Source organism: Dellaglioa algida DSM 15638 (assembly GCF_001434695.1).
GTDB lineage: Bacteria > Bacillota > Bacilli > Lactobacillales > Lactobacillaceae > Dellaglioa > Dellaglioa algida.
The window spans coordinates 23,956-43,767 of sequence record NZ_AZDI01000007.1 but is presented as its reverse complement, the minus strand read 5'-3'; the positions used below and the strand labels follow the sequence as shown (position 1 = coordinate 43,767).

The following is a 19,812-nucleotide window of genomic DNA, read 5'->3' as shown; positions in this document are numbered from 1 at the left end:
AAACGAGAAGAGATGCTAGCAGATGGATATTCAGAAAAAGAAAGAACACAAATTACTGGCTGTAGCCGGATTTGCATGGTTATTTGACGCCATGGATGTGGGATTGTTATCATTCATCATTACAGCGCTTCAAAAAGAATGGCAGTTATCAGAAGTTCAAATGGGTTGGATCGGTAGTGTTAGCTCAATTGGAATGGCGGTTGGTGCTTTGATTTTTGGGATGTTAGCTGATCGTATGGGACGTAAAATTATTTTAATTGTCACGCTATTATTTTTCTCCATCGGTAGTGGGTTGTCGGCATTAGCAACGGGTTTATCATTTTTCTTAATTATGCGTTTCTTAATCGGCGCCGGGTTAGGTGGTGAATTACCGGTTGCGTCAACGCTTGTTTCTGAAAATGTTGCACCCGAGAGACGCGGTCGAATTGTCGTTTTGTTAGAGAGTTTTTGGGCTGGCGGTTGGATTGTATCAGCCGTTGTAGCAACATTTGTCATTCCAAAATATGGTTGGCGTGTAGCAGCGGTTGGAACTGCGTTAACGGCAATTTATGCGATTTTCATGCGTTTGGGGATGAGAGATGTAAAAGAACCCGCGATTATCGGAAAAGCGCAGAGACTGTCATTTTTCACCTCAATACGAGAAGTCTGGTCTCAAGCATACCGTCGTCAAACTTTAATGTTATGGATTCTATGGTTCACGGTTGTTTTTTCTTACTATGGGATGTTTCTCTGGTTACCCAGCGTAATGGTGATTAAGGGGTTCGATCTTGTGCATAGTTTTGGTTATGTCATGATTATGACCTTGGCACAATTACCGGGTTATTTTAGTGCAGCATGGTTAATTGAGAAATTAGGGCGAAAGCCAGTTTTAATCGGTTATTTATTGGGAACAGCAGTATTTGCCTTTCTCTTCGGGAATGCCGTGAGTGTTGGGGCGTTAGTTACATACGGCGCGCTACTCTCATTTTTTAATCTCGGCGCGTGGGGCGTAATGTATGCCTACACGCCTGAACAATATCCAACCATTATTCGGGGCACAGGAACAGGAATGGCGGCTTCGTTCGGCCGAATTGGTGGGATTGTTGGACCAGCATTAGTTGGGTATCTGATTAGTAATCAGATTACTGTCGGCCGTATTTTTACAATTTTCTGTGTTGCCATTATGCTTGGCGTAACAGCAGTTTTCTTTTTAGGCGATGAAACTAAAGGAAAAGTTTTAGATTAAACTTAAAAGAAGTTAACTTGGAAAGAAATTTTCTGGGTTAATTTCTTTTTTTGTTGACAAGTGTAAACGATAGAATTATAATGTGTTTATTGTTTACATTTGTAAACTAACTAAACGTTAATTTGAGAGGAAAGAAAAATGTCAAAATTAATTGTATCAATGATTGGTATTACGGTGGTCGGATTTATTATCTGGTGGTTTTTTGGTAAGCATGAACAGTCAACTGCGATTGCGGATGTTAAGGCTGACACGCAAAGCGTTGATATTGAGGTTAACGGTGGCTATTCGGTTGAGACGGTTATCTTGAAGCAGGGTGTTCCGGCTGTACTTAATTTCAAACGATTAGATTCATCAAGTTGTTTAGACCACGTCGTTTTTCCGGAATTTGGTATTAATCGTGAATTACCAAAAGGTGAAATAGAAACGATTGAAATTGATACAAGTCAAGTTGGAAAATTTCAATGGGCGTGCGGGATGGATATGTTCCGAGGCAACGTCATTATTGAAAAATAATAAATCTATGGAGGGTTAATAATGAGTAAAATGAAACAGCAGGTTCAGGTAACAGTAGCAGGTAATTACAGTCCTAGCGTCATAGAATTAAAACAAGGAATCCCCGCCGAAATTGTAGTGACACGTATTAATACGCAAGGCTGTTTGGAGACAATACATAGCGGCGAAATGGCGTTTGAAACAGACTTGCCTTTGAATGAACCACAAACAATAACTATCTCAACGGATAAGGTCGGAGAATATGCGTTTAGTTGTGGAATGGATATGGTGTTTGGGAAAGTGGTGGTGAAATAATGTCAGTGATGAAAAGGTTCTGGATTGCATTAATCCTATCAACGCCAATGTTGGCGAATATGATTTTGATGCCGTTTGGCGTTATGATGCCAGGTGGTAAATGGTTACAATTTGGGTTGACGACAATCATCATGGTTGTTGCGGCAGGGCCATTTCTGCAAAGTGCCTGGGCCTCTTTTAAAAAACATCATGCTAATATGGACACTCTGGTTGCGATTGGGACAATTACGGCATATATCTACAGTATTTATGCAATGGTCATTCATGAAGCTGTCTTCTTTGAAAGTGCAGCCTTAGTAATAACGTTCGTTTTACTTGGTCAAGTTTTTGAAGAACGTATGCGAAGTAGCGCATCAAATGCAGTTGAAAAATTAGTTGATCTACAGGCAAAAGATGCGGAGGTTATTCGTGATGGTGAGACGATATTAATTCCATTGTCGGAAGTTATTGTTGGGGATGTGATTAGCGTCCGCCCGGGTCAAAAAGTGGCGGTGGATGGTGTCATTATCGAAGGTGTTTCAACGATTGATGAATCAATGGTTACAGGAGAGAGTATGCCTGTGATGAAAAAAGTTGGTGATAAAGTAATCGGTTCAACCATTAATAGTAATGGTGCATTTACATTCCGTGCTGAAAAAATTGGTGATGATACCTTACTCGCGCAAATTGTGGAATTAGTTAAAAAAGCGCAAACAAGCCATGCGCCAATCCAAAAATTAACGGATAAAGTTTCAGATATTTTTGTTCCAGTGGTGTTAATCGTTTCGATTATGACTTTCTTATTTTGGTATGTGGTTCTCGGTGCAACAGTTTCCAACGCGCTAATCTTCGCCGTTTCCGTTCTTGTCATCGCATGTCCCTGCGCGTTAGGACTAGCAACGCCGACTGCCCTAATGGTTGGGACCGGATTAAGCGCAAAAATGGGTATTTTAATTAAGAATGGGGAAGTGCTTGAGGCAGCTAATGATTTACAAACGGTTGTTTTTGATAAAACGGGAACAATCACGGTTGGTAAGCCAGTTGTCACGGATATTATTGGTGATCCACAAGACGTCCTTTCAATGGCGGCTAGTTTAGAAGAATCATCAGAACACCCACTAGCATCAGCCATTATGGTTAGAGCTTCAGAAAATAAGATTATACCACCTAAAATAACTGAATTTCGAGCGATTGAAGGTAAGGGCGTTGAGGCAATGTTTGATGGGAAACGAGTATTTGTTGGTAACGATAAGTTATTAGGCGATTATCAAATTGGTGCTGAAATGGCTGTTAAAGTGCAACAATTACAAGATGAAGCTAAAACAGTTGTGTTCGTTGGACGCGGGGATGAGGTTGTTGGATTAATGGCCATTCAAGATGAACCCAAAGCAACTTCGAAGGCTGCAATTAGTGCGTTGAAGGCACGTGGGCTTAAAACCATCATGTTAACGGGGGATAATGAACGTGTTGCACAATCAATTGCCAACCAGGTCGGGATTGACGAAGTAGTGGCCGATGTCCTTCCAGGAGATAAAGCTGCACATATTCGTGAGCTACAAAAAACGAGTAAAGTTGCCTTTGTGGGGGACGGGATTAATGATGCCCCCGCTTTAACGACGGCTGATGTTGGTATTTCGATGGGTTCCGGTACAGATATTGCAATTGAATCTGGTGGAATTATTCTGGTAAAAAATGACCTTCGTGATGTTAATCGCGCATTAATCTTGAGTCACAAAATAGTGAATCGAATCAAACTTAACTTATTTTGGGCGTTTGTTTATAATGTGCTGGGAATTCCGGTTGCCGCAGGCTTATTTTACGGAATTGGATTAGTTCTTAGCCCAGAACTGGCAGGGTTAGCTATGGCATTTAGCTCATTGTCGGTCGTGACAAGTTCTGTTTTATTAAACAAAGTCAAGATTAGTCAACAAACACGTATAGTTTAAAAATAATTTGGGATAAAAGAATATACAATTAGATGGTATACTGATGTAAAGAAAAAGAAGCCCTGCGTCAACAGGACTTCTCTTATAGAACCGTTAAAGACGGTAACTAGACTTATGTTATAAAATAACCGTTATCTCGTCAAAAGCTAATAGGACGGTTATTTTAAAGCAAATTTACAACTAAATAGATTAGAACTGTTAATAAATAAAAAAGAAACTAACAAAATCTGTTAGTTTCTTTTTTATTTATCTAGTTATGCCCAGTCGCCATTACGGAAAACGGGAACTTTACTACCATCTTCACGAATACCATCAATTGACATGTCGGCGGAGCCAACCATGAAATCAACGTGCGTTTGACTTAAGTTCAAACCAGCATCTGCTAATTCTTTATCGTTCATTTTTGTGCCATTTTTGATTGAGAATGGGTATGCAGAACCGAGTGCTAAATGATCACTCGCATTTTCGTCGAACAATGTGTTGTAGAATGTTATTCCTGATTGTGAAATTGGAGAAGGGTCCGGAACTAAAGCAACTTCGCCCAATGATTTGGCACCATCATCAGTAGCAAGCAAGTGTTGTAAAACGTCCTCGCCTTGTTCAGCAGTTGCTTCAACGACTTTACCTGCTTCAAAAGTGAATTTCATGCCACTTAAAGTTGTTCCTGCGTAACTTAAGGGTTTCGTTGAAGAAATGTAGCCATCAATCCGTCTAGAATCAGGGGCAGTGAAGACTTCTTCAGTTGGCATATTTGCCATAAATTCAAACCCTTGTGCATCAAACGAACCCGCACCTTCCCATAAATGGTTCTTGGGTAGGCCAATTACGATATCAGTCCCTGGAGCAACGTAATGTAAGGCAGAAAACTGTTCCTGATTCAATTCTTCTGCTTTTGTCCGTAATTTTAAATCATGTTGGTGCCAAGCTTTTATTGGATCAGCTTGATCAATTCGAGTTGTTTTGAAAATTTCTTCCCATAAGCGTGATACGGCTGCGTCACCTTTTAATTCTGGGAAAACAAGTTCTGCCCAAGCCGTATCGGCAGCGGCCACTACAGTCCAACTAACGTCATTATTTTGAGTTGCTTTACGTAAAGGACGTAAGGCTTGGCCCATGGCTTTTTGGCGTGAGGCAATCTTTTCAGCAGAAATACCAGCAAACGCATCGGGGTCATCTGACATTACTGAAATACGTGATGCTTTTTTAGCCACCCAATCTTCGACTTCAGAAGTTGTGTAACCAGGAACGTTCACTAAACGATCAAGTGGCGCAAATTCAAGGAATGATTTTGCAACATGACTATCCGCCCATTTGACGATTACTTCACTGGCACCGGCAGCATACGCTTGGTCCACGATTAAATGCGCTAGTTCCTGTTGTGTAACAGAAATTTGTAGCACAATGGTTTGCCCTTTTGACACGTTCACACCGACCTTAACGATTAATTCAGCATACTTTTTAAGTTGTTCTTTAAAATTCATTTTTGACATATCAAAACCTCCAAATTTATTAATTAAGTAAGGATAACATATTAATGAGAAAATGATGAATGATTAGCAATTAAATTTTTGTTAACATAATCAGAATTTTAACGTTTCTTTGGTATACTGTTAGATAGAATCATTATTGAGGAGGCCAATCATGAAAAAAGTGAAAGTGATGACGGTGTTTGGTACACGTCCAGAAGCAATTAAAATGGCGCCAGTTATCTTAGAGTTAAAAGAACGATCTACAGAATTTGATATGGTGACCGTTGTAACGGCACAACATCGTCAAATGTTGGACCAAGTTTTAGAAATATTTAAAATTACACCAGATTATGATCTGAACGTCATGCATGCTAACCAAACATTGAGCGATACGACACGTAATGTTTTGCAGAAACTAGATGACGTTATTAAAAAAGAACAACCAGATATTATCCTAGTTCATGGCGATACAACGACGACTTTTGCCGCAAGTATTTCTGCCTTTTATAACCAAGTTGCGATTGGGCACGTTGAAGCGGGACTCAGAACCTGGGATAAATATTCCCCATTTCCAGAAGAAATGAATCGTCAATTGACCGATGTTTTAGCGGATATGTACTTTGCACCAACCTCACAAAGTGAAGCCAATCTATTATTAGAAAATCATGCAAAGAATGTTATTTTTGTAACGGGTAATACGGCAATTGATGCCTTGAAACAAACCGTTCAAAAAGAATACAATCACGATGTTCTAACATCAGTTAATCCTGAAAATAAGATGATTTTGTTAACGATGCATCGCCGTGAAAATCAAGGTGAACCCATGCGCCGTGTTTTCGAAGCCATCAAAGAAGTTGTGAATGACCAACCGGACGTTGAAGTTGTGTATCCAGTTCATTTAAATCCAGTCGTCAAAGATTTAGCTGATGCTATTTTGGGGAATGAAGCTCGTATTCATTTGATTGAACCGCTTGATGTGGTTGATTTCCATAACTTAGCGGCCAAAAGTTATTTTATTATGACAGATTCCGGTGGCGTACAAGAAGAGGCGCCATCGCTTGGTAAACCAGTGCTCGTTTTGCGTGATAATACAGAACGTCCAGAAGGTGTTGATGCAGGTACCTTGAAGCTAGTCGGAACTGACCCTGTAAAAGTTAAAGAAACCATGATATCATTGATAACTGATAAGAGAGAGTACGAACGAATGGCAAATGCGAAAAATCCTTATGGAGATGGGCAAGCCGCTAAACGAATTTTAGATGCGATTGCTTACCAACTTGGAGATAGTCAGCAAGAACCAGAACGTTTCGAATAAATGGAGGATTTCTAAAGAATGAGTAAACGAACAAAGCGTCCCATTATTATTGGTGTAACCGGTGGTACTGGTAGTGGTAAAACAACAGTTAGTAACGCCATTTATTCACAATTAGCTGGTGAATCGATCATGATTTTACAGCAAGATACGTATTACAACGATCAAGCTGATATGAGCATGGACGACCGTAAGGCAGTTAATTACGATCATCCGCTTGCTTTTGATAATGATCGCATGATTAGTGATTTAGAACAGTTGCTAAATAATGAAGCAATTGATATGCCAGTTTACGATTACACAAAGTTCACGCGTTCAAGTGAAACAATCAAAACGGAACCACAAGATGTTATTATCGTTGAAGGAATCTTAATCCTTGGGGATGAAAGACTTAGAAACTTGATGGATATTAAAGTCTTTGTTGATACGGATGATGATTTACGTATTATTCGTCGTATTACCCGCGATATGAAAGAACGTGATCGTTCATTACAATCAATTATTAATCAATATGTTAAGACGGTTAAACCAATGTACAACCAGTTCATTGAACCAACCAAACGTTATGCAGATATCATTGTGCCAGAAGGTGGCGCAAATACCGTTGCAATTGATTTATTATCAACTAAAGTTCGCGACATTTTACAAAAAGATTAGATAGAAAAGTACGTATAGTGACAAGATGCATTTTAGCGAACGCCTTTATGTGTGGACGGGCTAGAGATAAATTCCTGTCTATTCATAAAGGCGTTTTTTAATTATCGGGGATGTTCTGATATAATTAATTTTTTTGCCGGTGACTTGCCACATATTTAAATACAATAAAAGGCGTAATTTCGATGGAATATCGAAATTACGCCTTATTTTTATTAAGATTTAAATGTTAATCGTTGAATTTTTTAATGTTAGCTAAGTAAATTGAACCACCGACGATTGTAACAATTCCGCCAGCCCAGCCTAAGAATGGAACCATAGAAACGGCGCCACCAACAATTAATAAAACGCTTGGTGCAGCAGCAATTTTATCTGAATTTTTGAACTTAACTGCGCCCATAATTCCTAAAACTAATACCGCAACTTTAACGATAAGAATGAATACTGAAGCGCCTGAAGTTGAAGACGCTGATATTGTATCATGATTGACACTAGAAACAGCATCTGACACAACACTTCCAGCTAAAAATATAGGTGCAAAAATTAAAAATATTCCCCCGATTAAACCAACAATCCCATTAGTAACAACTAAAGTTTTTTCTTTCAATTGTAATTCTCATTTTCCAAAGTATTTTAATATTCTATCATACATTTAAATCAATTACATAAAATTTTTTTATAAAAGAATAGAGGGGGATATTAAATATATTGCGTTAACGTAAACCGGAGCTCAATGGAAAGGCTTACTTAATAATGGATTTATATTTTATTATTTAACGGAAAAATATAATATTTAATGATTTGATATTAGTATTGGCGCATATGAGTATAAGCGAGGAGATTAAATACAATGAATTGAAATTAAAAACTGGCACCCATAACGTATGGATGCCAGTTTTTAATTTTGAGTTAACTGATTTCTTTTTTAGATTTCTTGAAAGTTAACGTAATAGCGGCCAGAATACTGATTATCCAAGTCAAAATAACCGTAGTTAGGCTAGTTTTAGTAATTATCTTAGAATGATAGCCAAGGGTTAATGTATTTATCCCTTTTTGAGTTGATTTAACAGTTGGGCTACTTAGTGATGATAACTTAATATCTTGCGTTCTAAGTTTTTTACCATTTAGCGTAATCTCTGAATTACTGTAAAGCACAATAGGTAAGGAGATTTTTTCTCCTTTTTTAGCTGCAACCCATTTGAGATTTAAATTTCCTTTATCTGTTACTGTTTTTATAACATTGGGTTGATGCATAATAACGTCTTTTATATAGGTGTTATTATGAAAATCTATTTTCTTAGAGTTATTGTTGGGTAAATAATCGGGTGCTATTTTTTTAGCAAGTATTAGCCCCTTCGATAGATCATTATCGGTGAATGCATGTTTAATTTGCTTTTTATTTGGGTGATTTGAAAAAACAATACTACCTTTATAAGCGACTGGACTATCTGAATTCCATATTTCATTTTGATGTTGAATATCAATATATGATTGTCCTAATATGAAAATACTTCCAATAATTAAAAAGAGTTCACCATTTTTAATTGCTCCTGGTAAAGATATTGTGGAAATTGTGGCACCAAATCCGCCAAGAAGTAAGACAGTGGCAAAGCTGTCAAATCGGAAAGGAAATTGTAAGAAATTTTGAAGTGGTGGAATTAAAGCAGCCAATCTATTCCAAGGAACAAGACTCGAAGTTAAGATAAGGAAGAAAATACCCAAAATAGTAACTGTCTTATTAGCTAATGATATTTCATGCCATTTCGAAAATAATAGTACAATTTGTAAAATAAAAATAAGGCTTATTACTAATCCAATTTGTGAAGGACTATAATTCGCTGTAGAGAGGTTCATGGTTGAACTAGACATATTTACGTGTGCAAATGTTGTATATAATTTATTAGTTGTGAAGATGTCTAACATGCTGCCCCAAACGTTGAATGTTAAAACTAATGATAACAAAGAAGCAAAGAGACATTTTAAAAAGAGTTGTAATTTTTGATTAGTTTGAATAAAACCAATAATAAAGAATACACCTAATACCCCAATTGACATTAAAGCACTTAACAGGTGAATTTGAATGATCAATGAAACGATTAATGCTAAAGAAAGTATCTTAAGATCCTGTGCATTATTTTTAATCATTTTAATACCAATTAAAACAATTAACGGCATCAACATGACGCCCCAAGTCATGAAATTTTGATCAATTGACCAACGGGTAACATAAAAGCTACCCATAAAAAGACTGGCCGTTAATAATGAGATTTTCTTTGTTGAATTCAGTTCTCTCGATAGAAAGTACATTGAATAACCACTTACAAAGAAAATAAAAAAAGAGGTCATAACTTCAAATTTTATCCAACTTTGTAGTACTAGTAATGAAGAACCTAACAAATAGGCCATTCCGGGTCCATATAGAGCATTAACTACCCGTCCACTTTGCTGAAAACCATAATTAGACTGAAAATAACTATAGTTACCGGTTTTAAATTGCATATAAGTATCATAGATACGATTAAAATGAAATAGTGAGTCCCCACCCAAAACTAAACTATGATTGAGTAATTGGGGTAGAACCAAAAATAAACTTAGCGCAAAGATGATGCCGAATATAGCCCAATTACTTTTTAAATGTTTAAATTTATTTACCAAAATATTAACTCCCCGAAAATTTATTTAATTTATCAAATAATAAGAATATCATTTTTATTATTATGAAACAATAATAATTTTAAGTAATAAACTTACCTAAGATTGAGTCGTAGCAATCATTACGCTACTAAAGATGTGGTTTGTGCCTTTTTTTTATAGTGAGAATGATGAGCGCTATAACACTGATTATCCAAGCAGAAATTATAATAAGTATACTTTTCGTTGTGATTAAATTTGAATGGTATGACAAAATTAATGTATTCTTACCTACTTTTGGTGAGGTAATAGTGGGTGTTCCAATTGTTGATAATGTCATTTTATCTTTATTTAAATGATGGTTATTTAAAGTTATTAACGAATTTGCATAAATAATAATCGGCAACTGTATTTTGTCTGCTTTTTTTATAGCATTCCAAGAAATAATAAGTTTATCGTTTACGACCCGTTTAGTAATGGCTGATGTATTTCGATTAATATATTTACCATAAGCAGCGTAGGCTTCAGAATCTCCCTTATTTCGGTATCCATTTGTACCACGCTGATTATATGAAGTGGCATCGGCAGAATAGTATTTAGGTAGGTAGTCCGATGATTCATTTGTAACTATTTGAAGGCCTTTTCCTAGGTGTGATGAAACAAAAATATGTTTAATTTGTTCATTCCCATACTCGCTCTTAAAATCATTAAGAGATTTAGAAATAATAGGGCGATCTGTGTTCCATAATGTGCTTTTATTTTGTAAGTCCATATAGGATTGGAACAGTAAAAAACTACTTAATATGGCCATGGAAATTTCAAAATATCTTTTTAGTCGCACGGATGGTAGTGAAGTTATAGTTACTCCAAACCCTGCTAATAATAAAACCGTGGTAAACCCGATGAAACGGTATGGAAATTGTAAAGAGCTCTGTAGTTGGGGAATAAGATTACTTAATTTAGTCCATGGAATAAGATTTGATGATAAGATTAAAAAAAATGTACCAAGAATAGTAACTAATTTATTAGGTGTTGTAAATTTAACACTTTTTGAAAAATATAAACCAATTTGTAAAAGAAAAATAAGACTTAAAACGAATCCTATATGCGTGGTATCGTAAGTTGATACAGAGATATCAGTTGTAAAATTGGACATACTGAGTTCTGAAAATGGAGAATAGAGCTTTTCAGAACCGAAGACGTCTAACATTGCCCCCCAAACGTTAAATGTAAGAAGTAACGTTAACATTCCCGCAAAAAAACATTTTAATAAAAGTTGATTTCTTTTTTTGTTTTTAATCATACTAAATATAAAAAAGATACCTAAAACGATAATCGACATTAAAGTGCTTAATACGTGAACCTGAATTAATAGTGAAAAGATTAATGCAAAGGGCAGAACATGTAAGCTCTCGGAATCATTTTTAAGCATTTTAATACCAATTAGAACAATCAAGGGCATGAGCATAACGCCCCAGGTCATGAAGGATTGATTGGTTGACCATCTAGTAATCCAAAAGCTACCCATAAAAAGGGTAGCCGTGAGTAAAGATATTTTTTTTGTTGATCCCATCTCTCTGGATAAAAAGAACATAGTATAACCACTAATGAAAAAAGCGAAGAACGACGTTATAATTTGAAAGTTAATCCAGTTGTGTACAAGAACTAAGAGTGCACCTAAGAGGTAGGCAAAACCCGGTCCGTACAGTGCATTGATGATACGACCGCTCTGTAAAAATCCATAGTTTGATTGGAAATAACTAAAGTTCCCCGTTTTAAATTGCATGTATATATCGTAGATGCGATTGAGATGAAATAAAGAATCACCACCTAATATTAAGCTGTGATTAAGTATTTGAGGTAAAACTAAAAATAAACTTACTGCAGAAATCACACCGAGAACGGGTCCGTGATTTTTTAGATAGCTAAACTTACTTACCAAAATATAAATCCCCCAAAATTTCTATAAAGACTAATGATTTTTAAAACGAGCCCAAGCAACGGGTACAAGGATTGACACAAACCAAATGAGCAACCCAAGGACGCTGAGTATAGCACCAGTGGTCAACCCAGGTGTTTTGTAACTGTAAACAATATGGTGAGTCCCTTTTTGTAACTTTAGGCCAATAAACGCTTCATTTGTTTTAATGACTGAAACGGTATGACCATTATCTGTTGCTATCCAACCTTCAGAGTAAGGGATGGATGAAGTTAAGATACCTGGTTCCTTAGTCGTTATTGAACCCCCAACTTTATTTGTTGAAAATTTTAAAGAATGCAGTTTATTTTTTTGAATAGTTTTCACTTCATTCATGTAGGTCTTACCAAGTGGTACGGCGGTAACTTTAATTTTGAATGAGTAAGTACCTGAATTCGATAGAAGTAACTCCAAACTTTCGGGCATCTTTTTTTGATAACCCATATTTAAGGTAGTATCAGACAATATCTTGAAGAAAGAGAGATTATCAACACCTAATTGTTTAATCTTATTTGTTGTTTTTTTGGACTTGAGACCGATGGAATAACTGGTGCCTGAAGAACCTGTTGTTAATTGTTTGCTGAGTGACTTTTGTGAGGCCAATGATGCGTTTGTATCTAATAGCTGTTTATCAGAACCTATTTTGTTATTTAGAACGGCCAAGTTCATTTGATCTTTAACAGATAGTGCCTCGTGTTTAATATTAGTCAAAGAAACATGTAATTCAGAATTCTGATATTTTTTAGCATCTTTGATTTTTATGTGGTAAGTATCCAAAACAGGGTTATTGTGATATTCATTGCCAATGACGGGTATAGTTGACTCGTTCAGTTGACCCGTATTCTTCGTCTTTTCAACCGTAAAGGAGACGTTTTTGACATCAGATACTGGTTCAGTTTGTTTGAAATCAGAAGTATCAGCAATACTAACTGCTTTTGACAACTGGCGTTCTTTATTTGAAGCTGATAACTTAGTATAACGAGCATCTGAAATGACATTGGGTTGCCAATATATTAACGGAAAATTATTCTTCGTCTCATAAAGATTTGTTTGTTCAGTTTTGTCCTTTGAAAGGTTAGAGCGACTCAGGCGATAACCATAAGGAATTTTTGTGTCATTTAATTCACCTGATTTTGTGAAAAGATATTTTACACCTAAAAAGTTATTCGCAATCGTTCGATCATCGAAGTTTTCAAGGGGAACATTATTGTTATACTGCGAATTTTGGAGATTATTTGAAAAAGTACTCAAGGAACCATTCTGGATGGAATAGTAAGAATTAATGAGATTTACATCAGGATTTAAATTATTACGTAACATAAAATCAGCGCCAAAATTGTAGTTGCGACTAATTGTTGAAACGCGAAATGCATTAGATTTAGGGATGTCCTTGTCTAAATCGGCAAAGATATTTTTAGACAAAGATTGGTATCCATCACTGGGCATTAAGGTATGACTAAATGTATTCGTGAATGGAGAAGCATAAGAAATTCCAGTGGCAGCTAGGTTTAAGAGAACCAAACTTAATAGAATCCGCCCGGAATAACGTCGTAGACGATATAACAAAATAATTGCAAAGAAAGAAATTAAAAAAATGATAGGGATAAAAATTTCTGTCTCACCGTTAATGTAAAAAGGAACGGTAACTAATATTAAATAACCAACAAGACATTTCCCCATAAATTTAAGTTCCGCTAGGTCCATTTTTTTAAGGCTATCAATGAATAATGAACTACTTAATGCGACTGGGACAAATAACAAGAGAATCCAGCGGTTGGAAGGTGCTTGAAAACCATTAAATAAGGCCCCAAATAATGGAAATAAAAGCATAATTAAACCCATTATAAAAGTCGTTATTAATAATGGATATTTCTTACGATTGTAAATAATGTGAATAATCGCTAAAACGGCAAAACTGCTAAATCCGAATTTGGTCCAAAAGGTCGACTGGCCACTCGCAATTAGTTGGGCGGGAAGATTAATATAGTAATAGATAGGGAAGACCTTTAATCCATTAGCGAATAAACCACCAGATCGTGTCGAATCTAACACGGAAATCATAGCAGGTAATAACATGATTGATGAAACTAGTAGGCTAGTTATGGCACTAAACAAGAAAATGGCGGCTGTTTTAAAAAATTTCAACCGTTTTCGGTAGTAAATAACGTAACGTAAGATGAGGTATAGCAGTGCACCGATACCTAAAACGACGGAAAAATAGAAGTTACTGATGAACGTCCAAGTTAACACGAGAATAAAGAAGTGAGGTCTAGCCCCTTGTAGAATTTTCTCAATACCAATAATTAACAGCGGAAAAATAATAAAAGGTGTTAGAAAAAATGGTTGCATGACAGACGAATAAAGTGAAAATGACGTGAACTGGTAAATGAACGTTCCCGTTAAAATTGCACTTGTACTTAGTTTGAAATGTCGTGCAAAGAAAATAAAAGATAAACCAACACAAAATAACCTCAAGACGAGTGTGAACTGATAAACAGTTACCACGGCACTTGAGGGAAATAATAACGTAATATAAGCAAAAACATCGCCAATAACATAATAAGCGAATGTTTGAAATTGATCGGCCCCGATACCTAAGTTCCAAGACCACATTTTTAATGGTTGGAAAGGGTGGGTAATGAAATTACCAAGGAGCTGACGATAATTTTCTAGTATAGGTAGATGTTGTTCTGCAGGATCATGACTTTGAATTAAAGAATATCCAGATGTTTTGTAAGTCCCAAAAATAAGACCGGCTAAAATTGCAAAAATAATAAGATAATAAAGGTACATCATTTTTGATTTTTTAAGATCGAAGTGAAACTTATACATAACCAGAATCCTCCTGTAACTAATCCTTTTTTGAACTAAATATATCTGATTCTTTTACAATATAAATAGGACGATTTTTAACCTCTAAGAAAATTTTACCTAAGTATTTACCAAGAATTCCAATACAGAAAAGTTGGATGCCACCCATCATTAAGACGATTGAGATAGTTGATGGCCAGCCAGCCGTTGGGTCTCCGTAAATCAAGGCTCTAATTATAATAAAAATAATAGCGAAAAGAGAACCAACAAATGATAGAAATCCAACAAAAGTAGCAATTGAAAGAGGTGCTTCTGAAAAAGCGATAATACCATCTAAAGAGTATTTGAATAATCCCCAGAAATTCCAACTTGTTTTACCGGCAACGCGTTCTTGATTTGTATATTCTAAGTATTTTGTGTTAAAACCAACCCAGCTGAAAATACCTTTTGAGAAGCGATTGTATTCAGACATTGATAAGACAGCATCAACCATTTGACGTGTCATTAAGCGGTAATCACGGGCACCATTAACAATTTCAGTATCTGAAATACGGTTAATTAACTTATAGAAAAGAGTCGCAAAAGCGGAACGAATAACGGGTTCGCCTTCACGAGTCGTTCGGCGTGTACCCACACAGTCGTAATCATTTTCAGGATCTTCTAGAATAGCTAACATCTTAGGTAAGAAGCTAGTTGGATCTTGTAAATCAACGTCCATCACTGTGACATAGTCCCCGGTTGCTTTTTGAAGGCCGCAATATAAAGCAGCCTCTTTACCGAAATTACGAGAAAATGATGCATAATGAACTGTTTCTGGGTGTGCTTTTTGTAATTTGCGCATTTCTTTAAGCGTATTATCAGATGAGCCATCGTTAATAAACCAATATTCTAATGCTACATTTGGTAAGTTAACTGATTCTTTTTCAACCGCATCAAAAAAAAGTGGGATAGATTCTTGTTCGTTGTAACATGGAACGACAATTGAAAGAACTTTGTTTGTCATGAGTGGTGCCCCCTAGTAAAATTAATAAGTTTATTTTATGATTTTTTAAAGATGAATAACTTACTGAAAACGTAGTTAATTAAAACAATGAATACCTGATCAAATAATTTAACGAGTGCCGCATCTAAGTGTAAGACAGAGACGCCAATTGTCATAATTAATTGATCGATTACCAAGGATAAAATTCTAAATCCAAAGAATGATAAAATTTCTCGCATGAAACCTGAAAAGTTAACGTTTTTGGAGCCGAAGACCCAAAGCTTATTAGTCACAAATGCAAAAACGACGGAAACGAACCAAGCAATTACGTTCGCAAATTGATAATTTACGCCAAGATATGATTGGAAAATAACAAAAGTAATGATATTAATTAAGGTTGTTAGCCCACCAAAAATTAAATATGAAATTAATGCGTAGTGCGCTCGAAATAGCTCATTAATTTTTTTCATCTATTAATCCTCGCCAGTATTCGCTTTATCGAATAATTCCTTTGCAAATATCTCTAGGTTGGCGATGTCTTCTTCTTCGGGTTCCAGGTTAATCTTTAGATTAGCTGATCCTTTAGTTGCGCCAGCTTCTTCAAAAGCTGTACCAAAGTCATCAACGGCGGTAGCGAAGTACTCTGCGTAGAATGTATCACCAGATCCGGCAACACCGAATAATTTCCCAGTTAAATCAAGTTCTTGTAAATCTTCATAGAAATCAAGGCCTTCATCGGGAAGGGAACCTTCATCGTAAGTATAAGGAACTACGATACCAATATCGAAGTTATTTAAATCTGATGCATCTGATTGTGAGATTTCTTCCATCTCAACTGTTGCGCCTAAATTTTCGAGTGCTTCTGTAATAATATCGGCGACGTCTTCATTATTACCTGTAATTGTTGCAAAAATAACTTTAGCTGAAACCAAACTAAATTCCTTCTTCCATAATTAAATATTATTCAAAGTATATCAGATAAGAAATTGATTGTGAAAGGAATTAAGCATCTCGTAACAAATTTTCAACAATTGCGGTATAATAGTTTAGAAGAATTATTTAAATAGGAGGAAACAAATTAAATGATTACATTAAAATCAGAACGCGAAATTGAAGAAATGCGTGCTTCAGGTGCTATTATTGCTGGTATGCACAAAGGTTTACGCGATATTATCAAACCAGGTATCTCAAGCTGGGAAATTGAAACTTTCTCACGTAAATATATTGAAAGCCATGGCGGTATTGCGGAACAAATCGGGTTTGAAGGTTACAAATACGCAACTTGTGTTAGTATCAATGACGAAATCTGTCATGCTTTCCCTCGTAAAGGCTTAATTTTAAAAGATAACGACTTAGTTAAAGTTGATACTGTTGTTAGTTTGCATGGTGCGATGAGTGATTCTTGTTGGAGTTACGTCGTTGGTGAATCAACACCAGAGATAGATAAGTTAATGGCAGTGACGCATAAGGCACTCTACTTAGGTATTGATCAAGCCGTTATCGGTAACCGTATTGGCGATATCGGTAATGCCATTCAAACCTATACTGAAGATCAAATGGGATATGGGGATGTTCGTGAATTTGTTGGACATGGTATCGGCCCAACAATGCATGAAAGTCCTTCGGTTCCCCATTATGGTCAAGCTGGTAAGGGTTTACGTCTTAAAGAAGGAATGACAATTACGATTGAACCCATGATTAACGTTGGTGGTTGGGAATCAGAGAGTGACGATCCTAATGGCTGGACTGCAAGAACGGCTGATGGCAGTCTTTCATGTCAATATGAACATGTTATTGTCATCACAAAAGATGGTCCTAAAATATTAACATCTCAAGATCCAGAGTTTGACGCAAAATATTTATAAAATAAATAAAAAAGGGAATCGCTTACTTAATTTAAAGCGATTCCCTTTTTTTGTGGTAATTTAGGCAATTCATGGTAAAATTATAGTGTTATTAATAAACTTAAAATAATATTTAAAAAATAAATTCTATTTAACAATGACGCTCGAAGTTAAGTTTATTAAAATAATGAGATTCTTTATTAAGCTATAAAGAACGAAATAAAAGGAGAAGTAATATGAAAGTTAGAAAAGCAATTATACCTGCGGCGGGATTAGGAACGAGATTTTTACCAGCAACAAAGGCAATGGCCAAGGAAATGTTACCAATCGTTGATAAGCCAACGATTCAATACATTGTTGAAGAAGCAAGAGCGGCCGGAATTGAAGATATTTTAATTGTTACCGGAAAAGGGAAACGACCAATCGAAGATCATTTTGATTCAGTTCCTGAATTGGAAGCTAACCTTGCGGCTAAAGGTAAAACGGAGTTATTAAAAATCGTTGAAGAAACAACAGATATTAACTTATTTTTTATTCGTCAATCGCATCCTAGAGGTTTAGGTGATGCCGTTTTAATGGCTAAAGATTTTGTTGGTGATGAACCATTCGTTGTCATGTTGGGTGATGACATTATGCAAGACAAAGTGCCATTAACAAAACAATTAATGAATCGTTACGATGAAACGCACGCTTCAACACTTGCCGTAATGGAAGTCCCACATAAAGAAGTTTCAAAATATGGGGTCATTGCGCCTAAAAGTGAAGTGTCAAAAGGATTATTCGATGTTGAAAAATTTGTTGAAAAACCAGCAGTTGACGATGCACCAAGTGATTTAGCAATCATTGGTCGTTACTTATTAACACCAGAAATATTTGGTATGTTGGAAACACAAGAACCCGGTGAAGGTAACGAAGTTCAATTAACTGACGCAATTGACCGTTTAAATAAAGTTCAACGTGTTTTTGCGCATGAATTTAAGGGCGATCGTTATGATGTCGGTAATAAATTTGGTTATTTAAAAACAAGTATCGACTTCGGATTAAAACATCCAGAAGTTAAAGATGAATTGAGAGAATACATCAAAGAACTATCTAAAAAATTATAATCGAATTAAAAGATTGGGTCGATAACGATGACCCAATCTATTTTTTTGCCTAAATGTGATACAATTTATTTTATGGATACAAATCTCGGAGGAATCACATGAAGAATAGATGCTTACAATTTATTAAAACATTTCAAACTCAATTCATTAATGCCGACGTGAGTAATTCCTCGGTTATTATTGCGTATTATACGCTGTTATCAATTTTTCCAGCCATTATTTTTATCGGAAATTTATTACCATTGCTTCATTTAAGAGTAACCGTCATTCTGGAATATTTAAAACTTGTCATGCCATCCGCAATCTACAAAATATTGGCACCATTAATTGAATCATTCCTGAATAATGGAAATGGTGGATTATTATCAATTGGCGCCATTGTAACGCTATGGACGACAAGTAAAGGGATTAATGCCTTGAAGAAAGGGTTTAACCAAGCCTATGGTGTTGAAACCAAACAGAATGCTATTATTGGACGAATCGCATCCTTAATATTGACGATTGCTTTAGTTGCAACTTTAGGTGCCATTATTTTGTTCCTTGGGTTTGGTCAGATGGTTGTTGAATTTTTAACGCCAATATTTCATCTTCCGGGAGCCATTTTGACGGTTATTACAACGGTTAAATGGCCGATTGCCTTAATCGGTATTTTTATTATTATTTTATTGTTATATCGGATTGTACCAAGCGTGAAGCTGAGGTTTAAGGCCGTTATACCTGGAACAGTTCTGACAACGTTTGGATGGATTATGTTAACACAAGTCTTTTCAATCTATGTCCGATACTTTGGGGGTTCATTCAGTAGCTATGGGGCCATTGGGACTGTTATGATTATGTTATTCTGGTTAAATTTTGGTGCGTGGATAATTATGCTGGGTGCAGTTCTGAATGCGTCAATTGCTATTATGCGACACGGTGAGGTTGAGGAACAGTCAAGTCGTTTGAATATCTTAGTTGATCAATACACGGGCAGATCGACAAAGAAAAAACGAAGAAATAAGAAAAAAAATAAACAGCATAAAAAATGACAGTTCTGGCGTCTTGCATAATAGTAAATAAATATTTTTG

17 protein-coding genes are annotated in these 19,812 nt (G+C 35.9%); 9 read left to right on the top strand and 8 right to left on the bottom strand.

The annotated features are described in order from the left end of the window. Nucleotides 1-22: 22 nt before the first annotated feature. The 4 genes from FC66_RS05600 to FC66_RS05585 all read left to right on the top strand — a co-directional run bounded on the left by FC66_RS05600 (nt 23) and on the right by FC66_RS05585 (nt 3,957). Nucleotides 23-1,225 (top strand): MFS transporter, encoded by a 1,203-nt coding sequence (locus tag FC66_RS05600; protein ID WP_057974410.1) that lies wholly within the window; start codon nt 23-25, stop codon nt 1,223-1,225. 138 nt (nt 1,226-1,363) lie between these two features. Then, nucleotides 1,364-1,738, top strand: a complete 375-nt coding sequence (locus FC66_RS05595; protein WP_057974409.1) for a cupredoxin domain-containing protein — start codon at nt 1,364-1,366, stop codon at nt 1,736-1,738. A gap of 21 nt (nt 1,739-1,759) precedes the next feature. Beyond that, a complete protein-coding gene (locus tag FC66_RS05590; RefSeq protein ID WP_057974408.1) occupies nt 1,760-2,032 on the top strand; it encodes a cupredoxin domain-containing protein in 273 nt (90 codons plus the stop codon). After that, on the top strand, nt 2,032-3,957 hold the full coding sequence (locus FC66_RS05585; RefSeq protein ID WP_057974407.1) for a copper-translocating P-type ATPase: 1,926 nt from the start codon (nt 2,032-2,034) through the stop codon (nt 3,955-3,957). The genes FC66_RS05590 and FC66_RS05585 overlap by 1 nt, the downstream gene beginning before the upstream one ends. Before the next feature lie 254 nt (nt 3,958-4,211). On the opposite strand, the gene FC66_RS05580 is transcribed toward FC66_RS05585, so the two are convergent. Further along, nucleotides 4,212-5,447, bottom strand: coding sequence for an aminopeptidase (locus FC66_RS05580; protein ID WP_057974406.1), 1,236 nt, complete (start codon nt 5,445-5,447; stop codon nt 4,212-4,214). A gap of 151 nt (nt 5,448-5,598) precedes the next feature. Between FC66_RS05580 and wecB the strand changes: the two genes are divergently transcribed. Beyond that, the gene (gene wecB, locus FC66_RS05575; RefSeq protein ID WP_057974405.1) at nt 5,599-6,741 is read left to right on the top strand and encodes a non-hydrolyzing UDP-N-acetylglucosamine 2-epimerase; all 1,143 of its coding nucleotides are present in this window, start codon (nt 5,599-5,601) and stop codon (nt 6,739-6,741) included. A gap of 18 nt (nt 6,742-6,759) precedes the next feature. Next, nucleotides 6,760-7,395 (top strand): uridine kinase, encoded by a 636-nt coding sequence (gene udk / locus FC66_RS05570; RefSeq protein WP_057974404.1) that lies wholly within the window; start codon nt 6,760-6,762, stop codon nt 7,393-7,395. A gap of 226 nt (nt 7,396-7,621) precedes the next feature. Here udk and FC66_RS05565 read toward each other — a convergent pair whose 3' ends face one another. The 7 genes from FC66_RS05565 to FC66_RS05535 all read right to left on the bottom strand — a co-directional run bounded on the left by FC66_RS05565 (nt 7,622) and on the right by FC66_RS05535 (nt 16,726). Then, nucleotides 7,622-7,999 (bottom strand): hypothetical protein, encoded by a 378-nt coding sequence (locus FC66_RS05565; RefSeq protein WP_057974403.1) that lies wholly within the window; start codon nt 7,997-7,999, stop codon nt 7,622-7,624. 302 nt (nt 8,000-8,301) lie between these two features. Further along, entirely contained in the window at nt 8,302-10,047 is a 1,746-nt protein-coding gene (locus FC66_RS05560; protein ID WP_057974402.1) for a glycosyltransferase family protein, read from the bottom strand. A gap of 127 nt (nt 10,048-10,174) precedes the next feature. After that, the gene (locus FC66_RS05555) at nt 10,175-11,965 is read right to left on the bottom strand and encodes a hypothetical protein (protein WP_057974401.1); all 1,791 of its coding nucleotides are present in this window, start codon (nt 11,963-11,965) and stop codon (nt 10,175-10,177) included. A gap of 30 nt (nt 11,966-11,995) precedes the next feature. Beyond that, nucleotides 11,996-14,833, bottom strand: coding sequence for a YfhO family protein (locus tag FC66_RS05550; protein WP_057974400.1), 2,838 nt, complete (start codon nt 14,831-14,833; stop codon nt 11,996-11,998). A gap of 19 nt (nt 14,834-14,852) precedes the next feature. Next, nucleotides 14,853-15,815: a glycosyltransferase family 2 protein gene (locus FC66_RS05545; protein ID WP_057974399.1), complete on the bottom strand. Its 963-nt coding sequence runs from the start codon at nt 15,813-15,815 to the stop codon at nt 14,853-14,855. A gap of 35 nt (nt 15,816-15,850) precedes the next feature. After that, nucleotides 15,851-16,264: a GtrA family protein gene (locus FC66_RS05540; protein WP_057974398.1), complete on the bottom strand. Its 414-nt coding sequence runs from the start codon at nt 16,262-16,264 to the stop codon at nt 15,851-15,853. A gap of 3 nt (nt 16,265-16,267) precedes the next feature. After that, on the bottom strand, nt 16,268-16,726 hold the full coding sequence (locus FC66_RS05535) for a flavodoxin (protein WP_057974397.1): 459 nt from the start codon (nt 16,724-16,726) through the stop codon (nt 16,268-16,270). 150 nt (nt 16,727-16,876) lie between these two features. Between FC66_RS05535 and map the strand changes: the two genes are divergently transcribed. From map to FC66_RS05520, 3 genes are all read left to right on the top strand, one after another. Beyond that, entirely contained in the window at nt 16,877-17,659 is a 783-nt protein-coding gene (map, locus tag FC66_RS05530; protein ID WP_057974396.1) for a type I methionyl aminopeptidase, read from the top strand. Between the two features lie 215 nt (nt 17,660-17,874). Next, nucleotides 17,875-18,744 (top strand): UTP--glucose-1-phosphate uridylyltransferase GalU, encoded by an 870-nt coding sequence (gene galU / locus FC66_RS05525; protein ID WP_057974395.1) that lies wholly within the window; start codon nt 17,875-17,877, stop codon nt 18,742-18,744. Between the two features lie 98 nt (nt 18,745-18,842). Then, nucleotides 18,843-19,772 (top strand): YihY/virulence factor BrkB family protein, encoded by a 930-nt coding sequence (locus tag FC66_RS05520; protein WP_057974394.1) that lies wholly within the window; start codon nt 18,843-18,845, stop codon nt 19,770-19,772. Nucleotides 19,773-19,812 lie beyond the last annotated feature (40 nt).

What these genes read in the sequence shown, in the direction of transcription:
- FC66_RS05600 (WP_057974410.1), top strand. Translation starts at nt 23, where the DNA reads ATGGATATTCAGAAAAAGAAAGAACACAAATTACTGGCTGTAGCCGGA.
- FC66_RS05595 (WP_057974409.1), top strand. Translation starts at nt 1,364, where the DNA reads ATGTCAAAATTAATTGTATCAATGATTGGTATTACGGTGGTCGGATTT.
- FC66_RS05590 (WP_057974408.1), top strand. Translation starts at nt 1,760, where the DNA reads ATGAGTAAAATGAAACAGCAGGTTCAGGTAACAGTAGCAGGTAATTAC.
- FC66_RS05585 (WP_057974407.1), top strand. Translation starts at nt 2,032, where the DNA reads ATGTCAGTGATGAAAAGGTTCTGGATTGCATTAATCCTATCAACGCCA.
- FC66_RS05580 (WP_057974406.1), bottom strand. Translation starts at nt 5,447, where the DNA reads ATGTCAAAAATGAATTTTAAAGAACAACTTAAAAAGTATGCTGAATTA.
- wecB (WP_057974405.1), top strand. Translation starts at nt 5,599, where the DNA reads ATGAAAAAAGTGAAAGTGATGACGGTGTTTGGTACACGTCCAGAAGCA.
- udk (WP_057974404.1), top strand. Translation starts at nt 6,760, where the DNA reads ATGAGTAAACGAACAAAGCGTCCCATTATTATTGGTGTAACCGGTGGT.
- FC66_RS05550 (WP_057974400.1), bottom strand. Translation starts at nt 14,833, where the DNA reads ATGTATAAGTTTCACTTCGATCTTAAAAAATCAAAAATGATGTACCTT.
- FC66_RS05545 (WP_057974399.1), bottom strand. Translation starts at nt 15,815, where the DNA reads ATGACAAACAAAGTTCTTTCAATTGTCGTTCCATGTTACAACGAACAA.
- FC66_RS05540 (WP_057974398.1), bottom strand. Translation starts at nt 16,264, where the DNA reads ATGAAAAAAATTAATGAGCTATTTCGAGCGCACTACGCATTAATTTCA.
- map (WP_057974396.1), top strand. Translation starts at nt 16,877, where the DNA reads ATGATTACATTAAAATCAGAACGCGAAATTGAAGAAATGCGTGCTTCA.
- galU (WP_057974395.1), top strand. Translation starts at nt 17,875, where the DNA reads ATGAAAGTTAGAAAAGCAATTATACCTGCGGCGGGATTAGGAACGAGA.
- FC66_RS05520 (WP_057974394.1), top strand. Translation starts at nt 18,843, where the DNA reads ATGAAGAATAGATGCTTACAATTTATTAAAACATTTCAAACTCAATTC.